The following is a 14,592-nucleotide window of genomic DNA, read 5'->3' on the forward strand; positions in this document are numbered from 1 at the left end:
AGGTAGACCAAGGTGATGCTATCGCAGGCAAGCCAGCTCCCACATTTTGATCTCCCTGCGCTCCAAGGCATACTTGCCGCCTCCAGTTCCCCAGAATTGCCAGCCCCATGCGTATCCACGTCAGCTTCATCGACCGCGTCGGCATTACCCAGGAAGTCCTGGCCCTGCTCGGTGGGCGCAATCTCAACCTGGATGCGGTGGAGATGGTGCCGCCCAACGTGTACATCGACGCGCCGACGCTGAGCGCCGAGGTGCTCGAAGAGCTGCGCGACGCGCTGTTCAGCGTGCACGGCGTACAGGCGGTCACCGTGGTGGATATCCTCCCCGGCCAACGTCGCCACCTGCAACTCGACGCGTTGCTCGCGGCCATGACCGACCCGGTGCTGGCCCTGGACAGCGCGGGCAAGATCCTGCTGGCCAACCCGGCGCTGATCGCGCTGTATGGCCGCGAACCGGCGGGTGAAAGTATCAGCGCGTTGTTCAATGACCCGGCGTTGCTGGAAACCTTGCTCGAACAGGGCTTTCGTTTGCCGTTGCGCGAAATCAGCGTCAACGGCCAGACCTTTTTGCTCGACGCCACGCCGATCACTGACGCCGGCGCCCTGCTCACTCTGTACCAACCCAACCGCATCGGCGAACAGCTGTCGGCGCTGCACCATGACCATGCCGAAGGTTTTGATGCGCTGCTGGGCGAGTCGCCGGTGATCCGCACGCTCAAGGCGCGGGCGCAACGGGTGGCGGCGCTGGATGCGCCGCTGTTGATCCAGGGCGAAACCGGCACCGGCAAAGAGCTGGTCGCGCGTGCCTGCCATGCCATCAGCGCGCGGCACAGTGCACCGTTTTTGGCCTTGAACTGTGCGGCGTTGCCGGAGAACCTGGCCGAAAGTGAATTGTTCGGTTATGCCCCTGGCGCCTTTACCGGCGCGCAGCGTGGCGGCAAGCCGGGGCTGATGGAGTTGGCCAATCAGGGCACGGTGTTCCTTGATGAGATCGGTGAGATGTCGCCATATTTGCAGGCCAAGCTGCTGCGGTTTCTCAACGACGGCAGCTTTCGCCGGGTGGGCGGCGACCGTGAAGTGAAGGTCAATGTGCGCATCCTCAGCGCCACCCATCGCGACCTGGAAAAAATGGTCAGCGAGGGCACCTTCCGCGAAGACCTGTTTTACCGCCTTAATGTGCTCAACGTCGAAGTGCCGCCGCTGCGCGAGCGCGGCCAGGACATTCTGCTGCTGGCCCGCTACTTCATGCAGCAGGCCTGTGCGCAGATCCAGCGCCCGGTGTGTCGCTTGGCGCCCGGCACTTACCCGGCGCTGCTCGGCAACCGCTGGCCGGGTAATGTGCGCCAACTGCAAAACGTGATCTTCCGCGCCGCCGCCATCTGCGAAAGCAGCCTGGTGGACATCGGCGACCTCGACATCGCCGGCACCTCGGTGGCGCGCCAGAGCGACGGCGAAGTCGACAGCCTGGAACAAGCGGTGGAAGACTTCGAGCGCAACCTGCTGGAAACGCTCTACACCAGTTATCCCTCGACCCGCCAACTGGCCAGCCGCTTGCAAACATCGCACACGGCAATTGCCCATCGCTTGCGCAAGTACGGCATTCCCAATAAGCCCTGAAAATGTAGAGATCAAAATGTGGGGCTTGTGTGGGAGCCAGCTCCCACACAAGCCCCCTCCCCCATGGAGGGCATCCAAGTTTTGGTCTGAGAACGACATCCGCTGTACTGAAAGCGCTACAGCGTAACGATATCGCTACAACCCTGTTTTTTACGCGCCATGCAAGGCTTTGATCCGCATAGGCTTTTTTTGGCGTGCCCGAGTGTAGCGAAATCGCTACAGCTGAAAATCATATCGTCATAACCAAAATCGTTAAGTAGATGATTTATAACGACTTAATAACATTGGCCGCAATATTGCTAAGCAACTCCCCATTATTCCAATCCCGTCCACCAGACGAATCTGGCCCTGAGGAGTTTCCATGAGCGAGTTGCGTTTCACTGAAGATCACGAATGGCTGCGCGCCGAAGCCGATGGCAGCGTCACCGTGGGTATCACCGCTTTCGCGCAGAATGCGCTGGGTGATGTGGTTTTCGTGCAACTGCCGGAGTTGCAGGCTTACGACAAGGGCGCCGAAGCCTCCACCGTGGAATCGGTCAAGGCAGCCAGCGGCGTGTACATGCCGCTGACCGGTGAAGTGCTCGAAGTGAACGAAGCACTCAGCGACAGCCCGGAACTGGTCAACGAAGACCCGATGGGCGAAGGTTGGTTCTTCCGCTTTAAACCGGCCGACGCCGAGGCGGTAGCTAAACTGCTGGATCAGGATGCGTACGACCGCCTGATCAAAGCCAACGCTGAAGCCTGAGGAGCGCGCCATGACCATCAATCTCAGCACCGCCAACGAATTCATCGCCCGCCACATCGGCCCGCGCCAGGAAGATGAGCAGCACATGCTCGCAAGCCTGGGCTTTGACTCCCTCGAAGCCCTCAGCGCCAGCGTGATCCCGGAAAGCATCAAGGGCACCAGCGTGCTCGGCCTGGAAGACGGCCTGAGCGAAGCCCAGGCCCTGGCCAAGATCAAGGCCATCGCCGGCAAGAACCAACTGTTCAAGACCTACATCGGCCAGGGCTATTACAACTGCCACACGCCGTCGCCGATCCTGCGCAACCTGCTGGAAAACCCGGCCTGGTACACCGCCTACACGCCCTATCAACCCGAGATTTCCCAAGGCCGCCTGGAAGCGCTGCTCAACTTCCAGACCCTGATCAGCGACCTTACCGGCCTGCCGATCGCCAACGCCTCCTTGCTCGACGAAGCCACCGCCGCCGCAGAAGCCATGACCTTCTGCAAGCGCCTGAGCAAGAACAAGGGCAGCAATGCCTTCTTCGCCTCGGTCCACAGCCACCCGCAAACCCTCGACGTGCTGCGCACCCGTGCCGAGCCGCTGGGCATCGACGTGGTGGTGGGCGATGAACGCGAGCTGAGCGACGTCAGCGCATTCTTCGGCGCCCTGCTGCAATACCCGGCCAGCAACGGTGACGTGTTCGACTACCGCGAACTGACCGAGCGCTTCCACGCCGCCAACGCACTGGTGGCCGTGGCCGCAGACCTGCTGGCCCTGACCCTGCTGACCCCGCCGGGTGAGTTCGGCGCCGACGTGGCCATCGGCAGCGCGCAACGCTTCGGCGTACCGCTGGGTTTTGGTGGCCCGCACGCGGCGTACTTCTCCACCAAGGATGCGTTCAAGCGCGACATGCCCGGCCGTCTGGTCGGTGTGTCGGTCGACCGTTTCGGCAAGCCGGCCCTGCGCCTGGCCATGCAGACCCGCGAGCAACATATCCGTCGCGAGAAAGCCACCAGCAACATCTGCACCGCGCAAGTGCTACTGGCTAACATCGCCAGCATGTACGCCGTGTACCACGGCCCTAAAGGCCTGACCCAGATCGCCCAGCGCATTCATCAGCTGACCGCGATCCTGGCCAAAGGCTTGACCGCCCTGGGCCTTAAGGTTGAGCAGGCAAACTTCTTCGACACGATCACCCTCAACACGGGCGCCAACACCGCCGCCCTGCACGACAAGGCTTGCGCCCAGCGCATCAACCTGCGTGTGGTCGATGCTGAACGCGTTGGCCTGTCGGTCGACGAAACCACCACCCAGGCCGATATCGAAGCCCTGTGGGCGATCTTCGCCGACGGCAAGGCACTGCCCGCCTTTGCTGCGACTGAAAGCACCTTGCCCGCCGCGCTGTTGCGCCAGTCGCCGATCCTCAGCCACCCGGTGTTCAACCGTTACCACTCCGAAACCGAGCTGATGCGCTACCTGCGCAAGCTGGCCGACAAGGACCTGGCGCTGGACCGCACCATGATCCCGCTGGGTTCGTGCACCATGAAACTCAACGCCGCCAGCGAAATGATCCCGGTGACCTGGGCCGAATTCGGTGCCCTGCACCCCTTCGCCCCGGCCGCACAAAGCGCCGGCTACCTGGAGCTGACTTCCGACCTGGAAGCCATGCTCTGCGCGGCCACCGGCTACGACGCGATCTCCCTGCAGCCGAACGCCGGTTCCCAAGGTGAATACGCAGGCCTGCTGGCCATTCGTGCTTACCACCAGAGCCGTGGCGAAGAACGCCGCGACATCTGCCTGATCCCGTCTTCGGCCCACGGCACCAACCCTGCGACCGCCAACATGGCCGGTATGCGCGTGGTGGTGACCGCCTGCGACGCACGCGGCAACGTCGACATCGAAGACCTGCGCGCCAAAGCCATCGAGCACCGCGAGCACCTCGCTGCGCTGATGATCACCTACCCGTCCACCCACGGCGTGTTCGAAGAAGGCATCCGCGAAATCTGCGGGATCATTCATGACAACGGCGGCCAGGTGTACATCGACGGCGCCAACATGAACGCAATGGTCGGCCTGTGCGCACCGGGCAAGTTCGGAGGCGACGTGTCCCACCTGAACCTGCACAAAACCTTCTGCATTCCGCACGGCGGTGGCGGCCCGGGCGTTGGCCCGATTGGGGTTAAATCCCACCTCACGCCATTCCTGCCAGGCCACGCGGCCATGGAGCGCAAGGAAGGCGCGGTGTGCGCGGCGCCATTTGGCAGCGCGAGCATTTTGCCGATCACCTGGATGTACATCAGCATGATGGGCGGCGCGGGCCTCAAGCGCGCTTCGCAGCTGGCGATCCTGAACGCCAACTACATTTCCCGTCGCCTCGAAGAGCATTACCCCGTGCTCTACACCGGCAGCAATGGCCTGGTGGCGCACGAATGCATCCTCGACCTGCGCCCCTTGAAAGACAGCAGCGGCATCAGCGTGGATGACGTGGCCAAGCGCCTGATCGACTTTGGCTTCCATGCGCCGACCATGTCGTTCCCGGTAGCGGGCACCTTGATGATCGAGCCGACCGAAAGCGAATCCAGGGAAGAACTGGACCGTTTCTGTGACGCCATGATCGCCATCCGCGAGGAAATTCGCGCAGTCGAAAACGGCACCTTGGACAAGGACGACAACCCACTGAAAAACGCCCCGCACACGGCGGCTGAAATCGTCGGTGAATGGAGCCACCCGTACAGCCGTGAACAGGCGGTGTACCCGGTGGCATCGTTGATCGAAGGCAAATACTGGCCGCCGGTTGGCCGGGTCGACAACGTGTTTGGCGACCGTAACCTGGTGTGTGCGTGCCCGTCGATCGAGAGCTACGCGTGATCTGACTGAACTCGGTCAATGTGGGAGCTGGCTTTTGTGGGAGCTGGCTTGCCTGCGATGCAGGCACCTCGGTCTATCAGGTAGACCAGGGTGATGCTATCGCAGGCAAGCCAGCTCCCACACAAGCCCGGTTTCTGCACTGAGCGAGCAAGTCTTCCAAAATAATAAGAAACCGGAGAACAACCATGTCCCTTAGCGTGTTCGACCTGTTCAAGATTGGCATCGGCCCCTCCAGCTCCCATACCGTCGGCCCGATGCGCGCCGCCGCTCGATTCGTCGAAGGCCTCAAGCGCGACAACCTGCTGAGCGCCACCAGCGGCATCAAGGTGGAGCTCTATGGCTCGCTGGGCGCCACCGGCAAAGGTCACGGCAGCGACAAGGCCGTGTTGCTGGGCCTGGAAGGCGAACACCCAGACACCGTGAATACTGAAACCGTCGCCGCACGCCTTGCGCAAATGCGCAGTGACGGTCGCTTGAACCTGCTCGGAGAACACAGCATTGCGTTCAACGAGAAAGAACACCTGGCGATGATTCGCAAGCCTCTCGCCTACCACCCCAATGGCATGATTTTTCGCGCCTTCGACACCGCCGGGATCCAGATCCGCAGCCGCGAGTATTACTCGGTCGGCGGTGGGTTTGTGGTGGATGAAGACGCTGCCGGCGCTGACCGGATTGTCGAAGACACCACGCCGCTGACCTTCCCTTTCAAGCACGCCAAGGACTTGCTTGGCCATTGCGCCACCTACGGGCTGTCCATCAGCCAGGTGATGCTCACCAATGAAAGTGCCTGGCGCCCGGAGGCGGAGACTCGCGCCGGCTTGCTGAACATCTGGCAGGTGATGCAGGACTGCGTGGATGCCGGGTGTCGCAACGAAGGCATCTTGCCCGGTGGTTTGAAGGTCAAGCGCCGTGCGGCGGCGCTGCATCGGCAGCTGTGCAAGAACCCCGAATCGGCATTGCGCGACCCGTTGTCGGTGCTGGATTGGGTCAACCTGTATGCGCTGGCGGTCAACGAAGAAAACGCCAACGGCGGGCGCGTGGTCACCGCGCCCACCAACGGTGCGGCCGGGATTGTGCCGGCGGTGTTGCATTACTACATGCGCTTTATCCCCGGCGCGAACGAGGACGGCGTGGTGCGCTTTCTGCTCACCGCCGCCGCCATCGGTATTTTGTACAAGGAAAACGCCTCGATTTCCGGCGCCGAAGTCGGCTGCCAGGGCGAAGTCGGCGTGGCCTGTTCCATGGCCGCAGGCGCTTTGTGCGAAGTGTTGGGCGGCAGCGTGTCCCAAGTGGAAAACGCTGCCGAGATCGGCATGGAACACAACCTCGGCCTGACCTGCGACCCGATTGGCGGGCTGGTGCAGGTACCGTGCATCGAGCGCAACGCCATGGGCTCGGTCAAGGCGATCAATGCCGTGCGCATGGCCTTGCGTGGTGACGGGCAGCACTTTGTCTCACTCGACAAGGTCATCCGCACCATGCGCCAGACTGGCGCCGACATGAAAAGCAAATACAAGGAAACCGCCCGTGGCGGTTTGGCCGTCAACATTATCGAGTGCTGACGCCCACCAGCGCGTCCGCACGTTTTTCAGGAGCTGAACATGTCCACCGAAACCCTGTTGAAAACCCCATTGCACGCGCTGCACATCGAGTTGGGCGCGCGCATGGTGCCCTTCGCCGGCTACGACATGCCGGTGCAATACCCGCTGGGCGTGATGAAGGAACACCTGCACACCCGTGATCAAGCCGGGTTGTTCGACGTGTCCCACATGGGCCAGATCCGCCTGACCGGCGCCAACGCCGCCAAGGCCCTGGAAACCCTGGTGCCGGTCGACATCATCGACCTGCCAGTCGGCTTGCAGCGCTACGCCATGTTCACCAACGACCAGGGCGGCATCCTTGATGACCTGATGGTGGCCAACCTGGGCAACGACGAGCTGTTCCTGGTGGTCAACGCAGCCTGCAAGGACCAGGACCTGGCCCACCTGCGCAAACACATTGGCGAGCAGTGCAGCATCGAACCGCTGTTCGAAGAGCGCGCCCTGCTGGCCTTGCAAGGCCCGGAGGCAGTGAAAGTGCTGGCGCGCCTGGCGCCGGAAGTGACCAAGATGACTTTCATGCAGTTCGCCACCCTGCGCCTGCTGGGCGTGGAGTGCTACGTGAGCCGCTCGGGTTACACCGGCGAAGACGGTTTTGAGATCTCCGTACCGGCGGCCAATGCCGAGAGCCTGGCGCGCAGCCTGCTCGCCGAAACCGAAGTTCAAGCCATCGGCCTGGGCGCCCGCGATTCCCTGCGCCTGGAAGCCGGCCTGTGCCTGTATGGCCATGACATGAACACCGAAACCACGCCGATCGAAGCCAGCCTGCTCTGGGCGATCTCCAAGGCCCGTCGTGCCGATGGCGCGCGTGCTGGCGGCTTCCCGGGCGCTGACCGCATCTTCACCCAGCAACAAGCCGGCGTAAGCCGCAAGCGCGTGGGCCTGCTGCCACAGGAACGGACCCCGGTGCGTGAAGGCGCAGAAATCGTCGACGAACACGGCACGGTGATCGGCAGCGTGTGCAGCGGCGGTTTTGGCCCGACACTGGGCGGCCCATTGGCCATGGGTTACCTGGACAGCGCATTTGTCGCACTGGACACCGAAGTGTCTGCGTTGGTACGTGGGAAAAAGGTGCCACTACGTGTAAGTAAAATGCCATTTGTACCGCAACGTTACTACCGTGGCTGATTGACTGTTCCTATAAGTAACGCGGTTGCGTTAACGCGCACTAATTTGTAACGCAACCGCCATAAAAGAGTGCATTGACGATAGTCATTTTAATAGGCGCAAACCTATAACAAGTGAGCAACGCTATCGAATATGTGGGATCCACTTTTAGTCAGCGAAGTGTCATATGGCCGAGCAAAACCTGGGGATTCTCCGGGGCTTGTTTTTTCCATATTAGTTGACGTAGAGTTTAGCCACTGTGTTTGCATGGGTCGCTTTGAACCTGGACCTGGGCAGTAGCCATAAGTTTGCTACAACCCGTTCGACGTCTCTTACTTTCCTGCAACCCAGCCCAGTACTCTTTCATGTGAAAGGGGCTGTCATTAATTTTTAGCGTCAAAGGAAATAAGAAATGTCGAATCGTCAGAGCGGTACCGTCAAGTGGTTTAACGACGAGAAAGGGTTTGGTTTTATCACTCCAGAAAGCGGTCCGGATCTGTTCGTGCATTTCCGCGCTATTCAGGGCAATGGCTTCAAGAGCCTGAAAGAAGGCCAGAAAGTGTCTTTCATCGCCGTGCAAGGCCAGAAAGGCATGCAGGCTGACGAAGTACAAGCAGAAGGCTGATCCTTACTGCGACAAAAAGCCCCTGATGGTGACATCAGGGGCTTTTTTATGTGCGTTTGCTCGTAAAATGGCTTTTTTCTCAAGAGAGACGGCCATGCCCAAACCTTTGTTGAGCCCCCAAGGCGAATTCCCCGCCGTTGGCCTGGGCCGTCGTCTGGCAGCGATGTTCTATGACTTCCTGTTGTGCACCGCCCTGCTGATCGTCACCGCGTTTATCTACAAGCTGGTGTGGATGGCGTTTATCGGCGAAGCCAGGATGCGCACGCTCACCGAGTCCGGCGCGCTGGACGGCGACCCGCTGCTGTCGACGATCCTGTTTTTTGTGCTGTTTGGTTTCTTCGCCAAGTTCTGGACCCATTCGGGGCAGACATTGGGCATGCAGGTGTGGGGCGTGCGCGTGCAGAACGCAGACGGCTCGCGCATCAGCCTATGGCAGGCGCTGCTGCGCTTTGTGGTGGCGATTGCATCGTGGTTGTGCGTGGGGTTGGGGTTTGTCTGGTCGGTGTTTGATAAGCGCAAGCGCAGCTGGCATGACATCTACTCGGATACGCAGCTGGTGCACATTCCAAAGCAGAAAAAGTAACCCAAGAACACTAGAGATCAAGTGTGGGAGCTGGCTTGCCTGCGATGGCGATCGTTCAGTCACAGCAGCATTGACTGATAAACCGCTATCGCAGGCAAGCCAGCTCCCACATTTTGTTTATGTGTTCAACTTCAGGTCAGGCGTTGCCAGCCAGCTTGAGGCGCGCAGCCTGGGTAAAGTCCAACATGCGTTTGAGCGGGCGCACGGCGTGCGGGATCACCGATGGCTCGACGAAGATCTCATTACTGCCCTCACGCAAACACTGCAGCGTGCGCTCCAGCGTATTCATCGCCATCCACGGGCAGTGCGCGCAACTGCGGCAGGCCGCGCCGTTGCCAGCGGTCGGTGCCTCAACGAAGACTTTGTCCGGGCACAACTGCTGCATCTTGTAGAAGATGCCGCGGTCGGTGGCGACGATAAAGGTCTTGTTCGGCAAGCGCTGGGCTGCGGCAATCAGTTGGCTGGTGGAACCCACCGCGTCAGCCAATTCAATCACCGCCGTCGGCGACTCCGGGTGCACCAGGATCGCAGCATCCGGGTACAGCGCCTTCATGTCTTCAAGCTGCTTGGACTTGAACTCTTCATGGACGATGCACGCGCCGTCCCAGAGCAACATGTCTGCGCCAGTCTGGCGCTGAATGTAAGTACCCAGGTGCTTGTCCGGGCCCCAGATAATCGTCTCGCCGTTGTCCATCAGGCTTTCGACGATTTCCAGCGCGCAGCTGGAGGTAACAACCCAGTCGGCACGGGCTTTGACCGCCGCCGAAGTGTTGGCGTAAACCACCACCGTGCGCTCGGGGTGCTGGTCGCAGAACGCTGAAAACTCCTCCACCGGGCAGCCCAGGTCCAGGGAGCAGGTGGCTTCCAGGGTGGGCATGAGGATGCGTTTTTCGGGGGTGAGGATTTTGGCGGTCTCGCCCATGAAACGTACACCGGCCACCAACACAGTCTTGGCCGGGTGGGCAGCGCCAAAGCGGGCCATTTCCAGGGAGTCGGACACGCAGCCACCGGTTTCTTCGGCCAGGGCCTGAATCACCGGGTCGCAATAGAAGTGGGCAACCAGCACCGCGTCCTGAGCCTTGAGCTCGGCGGCGATGGCGCTGCGCAGGCTCGCCTCTTCATCGGCGCTCAGGGCCTTGGGCTGCTTGGCGTCGAGGTGGGCTTGAACCAGTAGGCGTTCGGAAATTTGCGTCATGTTCGCAAGACCTGCAAGCGCGGTAAGCGCGAAAGTCGAGTGTACCACCGGCTCTGGAGCCCTTCGGGCGCCGCCGGACGAAGTGATTGTGTTCATCAAGCACGGGTAAAGCTGCGCAAGGCTACAGAATATCGAATCGATTCAAAAGCCTAATATGGGATTGCGCGGTACGCTGAGCGGGCAAAAAAAAACGGGAAGGCTCATCACTGAGCCTTCCCGTTTTGATCACGTCGAGCATCAGCGCATCAACACATCCGGGTCGTCCTGCAACATGACCGCGTCATGCATCGTCGCCAGGGCATTTTTCAACGTCGACTGCTCCAGCGCATCCTTGGACTTTTTGCTTTCCTTGGCCGCGTGCTCAAGCAGCGCCAGGTAATCACGCTTGGATGAACCTTCCTTGAGCACCACGGTGTCTTCCACCAGGTTAGCCATCACCTACTTCTGCGTGTGGGTGTTCTGGGAGGCCGACTGCGTGACCGAGGCATGGGTCAACTGGCCGTCCTTATAGGCAAAGCTGGCGGTGCTGCTGGCCTTGTCCAGGACTTGCACATACAGGTAATTCTGCGATTCGCGGCTGCCGTCAAAGATCGGCGGTTTGCCGTACTGCCCAGGTCAGAAGCGATAAGTGACCGAACCACCGAACCCATTGGCGCTGTTTTCATATTTGGCGTCGTAGGTGAGCGCCAGCTGTGGGTTGTTGTCGCGCACCTTGATCGGCTCTTCCTTGAGGTAGGAATAGGCCACGTCAAAGGTCAGGTTATCCACAGGCGTCCAGCCGGCACCGAGGCTGAAGACGGTGCGGTCGCCCGTCGGAATACGCACCGAACGGTCGGTGTTGTTGGTTGGCGTCTGGTCCACCGAGAAGCCGGTACGCAGCACCAACTGCTTGTTGAGCTGGTACGACAGGCCTATCGCGTGGGACCAGGTGTCGTGCCAATGCTGCTCTTCGGTGATGGAGCCCAGGCCGGCCAGCTCAGCGGTAATGTCCGACACGCCGGCGTTGTTGACCGTGATCTTCTTCAACTGGCTCCAGCGCGTGTAGGTGCTACCCACGTAGAGGGTCAAGGCGTCGGTCAGTTGGTGCGTGACCGAGAAGTCCACGGACGACGGCGTGGTGACATTCAGCTTGGCGTCATACTTTTGCGCCCCGCCGTCCAGCACATCGGAGAGCACGCCGGAGGCGTTGGTATGGCCGCTCAGGTGATAGACCACTTGCGAGTGGTAGGTGACGCCGACGCGGGTGCTGTCCAGAGCCTGCACCAGGATACCGGCGTTGAAGCCCATCGCGGTGTCGTCACCCTTGATCTTGGCCGTCTCGGTGCCCAAGCCAAACGCCGGGACTTTGGAGTCCAGCTCGCCGCTGATTTTGTTGAAGGTCGGGCCGAAACCTACCGAGACCTTGTCGTTGAACGCATAGCTGACCGTCGGCTGCACGGTGATGACCTGAATCTTGCTTTTGTTACCAAAGCCATTGCCCTGGAACCCGTGTTCATAGTCGGTCACCAGACCGAACGGCGCGTAGACCCCCAGGCCAAAGGCCCAGTGTTCATCGATCGGCGTCACCAGGTAACCCATCGGCACGGCAATGCCGGGGACCATATCGCCTTTGTTGGTGCCAGGATTGTCGACACCGCCTTGAGAGGAACTGGCGTCCTTGATGTTGGATTTGGCATCGAGGTAGGTGGCGCCGATGCTGACTTCATTGTGCTTGATGCGCGACATGCCGGCCGGGTTACCGAACACCGTGCTGGCGTCATCCGCCGAGGAAGAACGCCCGGCGTAGCCTGTACCCATTGAGCTGACACTTTGCTCATTGAGGGCAAAACCACCGGCGAACAGGTGTGTGGAGGCGAGCGAAATGGAGAGCGCCAAGGCGCTTTTAAGAGTTTTGTTATTCATTATTAGGACTCGAATTATTGGGCAGCGCTGGGGAAACTACCAACGTTCGAGCGGGGCGTTTATGAAGAGTTTTTCATGCTTTTGATTGTCGGACAATCTCAGGATTTTCAAAGACTTCGCCTGATTTTCCGTGTCTTTTTATGACTTTTTAACCGGATCGTGACTGCCTGGTTTCATCGTCGTAAAGCTGTCAATTTGAACGCAAATACCCCTCGATAGCCACGTTGACGACATGGGATGCGTGCATCTCTATAAACACGCCGATTAAGTCATCTTGCTGCAACAATCAAAACCCTCCCACATCGCCTGATCCACATACCCACCCCGTAAATTCAGGGACCTGATAGCCCCCACCAGTCAATTTGCACTGATTTTGTGCATTTATTTGCTGAATAACGCGGCATTCCTCACGTTTTATGTAATAAATCCTACAGACGATGTAACAATCCGTTTAATCATGACTCAAGAGCGGCAAGCCCCCCGAGCTCACGGTTTGGCTCCGGGGCATGAATCGTGTGTATTTCTACGTTAAGGATGTCGAGTGCCGAACCTGCCCTCACTCAAACGCTTGTGCCATCTCCACCCATTGGGTATCGCCCTGCTCTGCGTGTGCGCGCTGCCCGCGTCCGCCGCCGACGGCCCGCAGCCAGGCCAGGAAGCCCTGCGTTTGCAGCAACAACAGCAGCGCGACCTGCAGCAATTACAGCTGGAGCAACGCCAGCGCCAGCTCCAGAAAGGCAGCTTCGGCACACCGACGGCCGCCCCCACTGTGCCAGCAGACAATGTCAAAGATGAACGCTGCTGGCCGCTGAGCGGCACACGCCTGGCCGGTGTCACGCTGTTCAGCAGGGCCGAGATGAATAAACACATCGAGCCCTATGTCGCCCCGTGCATGGGCGTCACCCAGATCAACCGCCTGCTGGCCGAGATCACTCGCCTGTACGTCGAGGCCGGTTATATCGCCAGCCGCCCGTACCTGATCAGCACCCCGGCTGCCGGGCAACCGCTGGATATCCATGTCGAAGAAGGCTACCTGGAAGCCATCGAACTGGCCGACCAAAGCTTGCCCGTGTCCCTGGCCGGCGCCTTCCCCGGGCTGCTCGGCAAGCCACTGAACCTGCGCGACCTGGAGCAAGGCCTGGACCAGCTCAACCGCCTGCGCTCGGTGGACCTCACCGCGGATATCGCCCCTGGCCGTGAACCTGGTGCCTCGCGCATCATCCTGCGTTCGCGCAGTAGCGCCTCACGTTGGGGGTTGGGCCTGGGAGTGGATAACCTTGGCAGCGCCGGCACCGGGCGTGATCGCAACGCCATCAGCCTGAGCCTGGACAGCCCGCTGCAGCTCAACGATTCACTCAACCTGAGCTTCAGCGACACGCTCAACCACGGCCCGCGTTACAGCCGCAGCAACAGCCTGTTTTATTCGATCCCCTACGGCTACTGGACCTACAGCCTGTTCGCCAGCCATGCCGAATACCGCTCACCGCTCAAGGTCAGCAACACCACGCTGTACAACAGCGGCCGTACCGATCAGATCAGCCTGCGCACCGACCGCGTGTTGTGGCGCGACCAGGGCCATCAACTCAGCGCCAACCTGCAACTGGCCTACAAGGACGTCGACAGCTACCTGCAAAAGGTCCGCTTGGGCATCCAGAGCCCAACGCTGAGCGTGGCCGAGGCCGGTTTGAACCTGTTCTGGCTCAACAGCGCGGTGTGGAACCTGGACGTCAATTACGCCCAGGGCCTGACCTGGTTCGGCGCTGATCGCGACGCTGACCAAGTGCAGAAAAACCTGCCCCAGGCGCAGTTTCACAAATACCGCGCCAACCTCACTCAATGGCGCAACGGCCAATGGCGCACGCAACCCTGGCAGTGGCAGAGCCAGCTGTCTGCGCAATACAGCCCGGACCGTTTGCCTGCCATTGAGCAACTGCTGGGCACCGACGATTCGGCTGTGCGTGGCTACCGCGAAAACAGTGCCTCGGGCGCCATCGGTGCGGTGTGGCGCAACACCTTGCGCCTGCCGCTCAACAGCGACCTTCCGGTAAAAATCACCCCGCGCCTGGGCCTGGACAACGGTTGGGTCAAGCGCGAACACGGCGCCCCGGGCCAACGCCTGAGCGGCGCGAGTGCCGGGCTCAACCTGAGCTGGAAGAACGTGCAGCTCGACGTCGATTACCAACGCAATTTGCACACGCCAACAGGCTTTGGCCAGGAGCCGGAGGTCTGGCTGACGCGCCTTAGCTTGCAGATATGAGTGTGCAGATATGAGCGTGCAGATATGAGCGTGCAGATTTAAACCAACACCCGATTAGCCTGAAACAACCGCCGTACCTGACCACCCCAGTAGCGTTGCAACGAACAACGCACGAG

At 60.4% G+C, this 14,592-nt stretch carries 10 protein-coding genes and 1 pseudogene; 8 read left to right on the forward strand and 3 right to left on the reverse strand.

From position 1 onward, the window contains the following. Positions 1 to 107: 107 nt before the first annotated feature. The 7 genes from HBO23_RS23010 to HBO23_RS23040 all read left to right on the forward strand — a co-directional run bounded on the left by HBO23_RS23010 (position 108) and on the right by HBO23_RS23040 (position 9,122). Complete coding sequence (locus tag HBO23_RS23010; RefSeq protein ID WP_017139148.1) at positions 108 to 1,616, forward strand: sigma-54-dependent transcriptional regulator; 1,509 nt, start codon at positions 108 to 110, stop codon at positions 1,614 to 1,616. Between the two features lie 361 nt (positions 1,617 to 1,977). Next, positions 1,978 to 2,361, forward strand: a complete 384-nt coding sequence (gene gcvH, locus HBO23_RS23015) for a glycine cleavage system protein GcvH (protein ID WP_099549403.1) — start codon at positions 1,978 to 1,980, stop codon at positions 2,359 to 2,361. A gap of 10 nt (positions 2,362 to 2,371) precedes the next feature. After that, positions 2,372 to 5,209: an aminomethyl-transferring glycine dehydrogenase gene (gcvP, locus tag HBO23_RS23020; RefSeq protein ID WP_170039885.1), complete on the forward strand. Its 2,838-nt coding sequence runs from the start codon at positions 2,372 to 2,374 to the stop codon at positions 5,207 to 5,209. Positions 5,210 to 5,394: 185 nt separating this feature from the next. Then, positions 5,395 to 6,771, forward strand: coding sequence for an L-serine ammonia-lyase (locus tag HBO23_RS23025; RefSeq protein WP_170039887.1), 1,377 nt, complete (start codon positions 5,395 to 5,397; stop codon positions 6,769 to 6,771). 39 nt (positions 6,772 to 6,810) lie between these two features. Further along, the gene (gcvT, locus tag HBO23_RS23030) at positions 6,811 to 7,935 is read left to right on the forward strand and encodes a glycine cleavage system aminomethyltransferase GcvT (RefSeq protein ID WP_170039889.1); all 1,125 of its coding nucleotides are present in this window, start codon (positions 6,811 to 6,813) and stop codon (positions 7,933 to 7,935) included. A gap of 391 nt (positions 7,936 to 8,326) precedes the next feature. Further along, positions 8,327 to 8,539, forward strand: a complete 213-nt coding sequence (locus HBO23_RS23035; protein WP_017139143.1) for a cold-shock protein — start codon at positions 8,327 to 8,329, stop codon at positions 8,537 to 8,539. Positions 8,540 to 8,633: 94 nt separating this feature from the next. Then, a complete protein-coding gene (locus HBO23_RS23040) occupies positions 8,634 to 9,122 on the forward strand; it encodes an RDD family protein (RefSeq protein WP_099549400.1) in 489 nt (162 codons plus the stop codon). A 136-nt stretch (positions 9,123 to 9,258) separates the two neighbouring features. On the opposite strand, the gene nadA is transcribed toward HBO23_RS23040, so the two are convergent. From nadA to HBO23_RS23055, 3 genes and pseudogenes are all read right to left on the reverse strand, one after another. After that, complete coding sequence (gene nadA / locus HBO23_RS23045) at positions 9,259 to 10,317, reverse strand: quinolinate synthase NadA (RefSeq protein WP_017139141.1); 1,059 nt, start codon at positions 10,315 to 10,317, stop codon at positions 9,259 to 9,261. A gap of 237 nt (positions 10,318 to 10,554) precedes the next feature. Further along, positions 10,555 to 10,920 (reverse strand): annotated as a pseudogene (locus tag HBO23_RS23050) (lactate dehydrogenase); the annotation flags it as partial. A 12-nt stretch (positions 10,921 to 10,932) separates the two neighbouring features. Then, on the reverse strand, positions 10,933 to 12,219 hold the full coding sequence (locus tag HBO23_RS23055; protein WP_017139139.1) for an outer membrane protein transport protein: 1,287 nt from the start codon (positions 12,217 to 12,219) through the stop codon (positions 10,933 to 10,935). Positions 12,220 to 12,787: 568 nt separating this feature from the next. On the opposite strand from HBO23_RS23055, the gene HBO23_RS23060 reads away from it, so the two are divergent. Continuing rightward, positions 12,788 to 14,476 (forward strand): ShlB/FhaC/HecB family hemolysin secretion/activation protein, encoded by a 1,689-nt coding sequence (locus HBO23_RS23060; protein WP_186354765.1) that lies wholly within the window; start codon positions 12,788 to 12,790, stop codon positions 14,474 to 14,476. Positions 14,477 to 14,592 lie beyond the last annotated feature (116 nt).

The sequence above is a fragment of the Pseudomonas sp. WS 5532 genome (genome assembly GCF_012985445.1).
Taxonomy (GTDB): domain Bacteria; phylum Pseudomonadota; class Gammaproteobacteria; order Pseudomonadales; family Pseudomonadaceae; genus Aquipseudomonas; species Aquipseudomonas edaphica.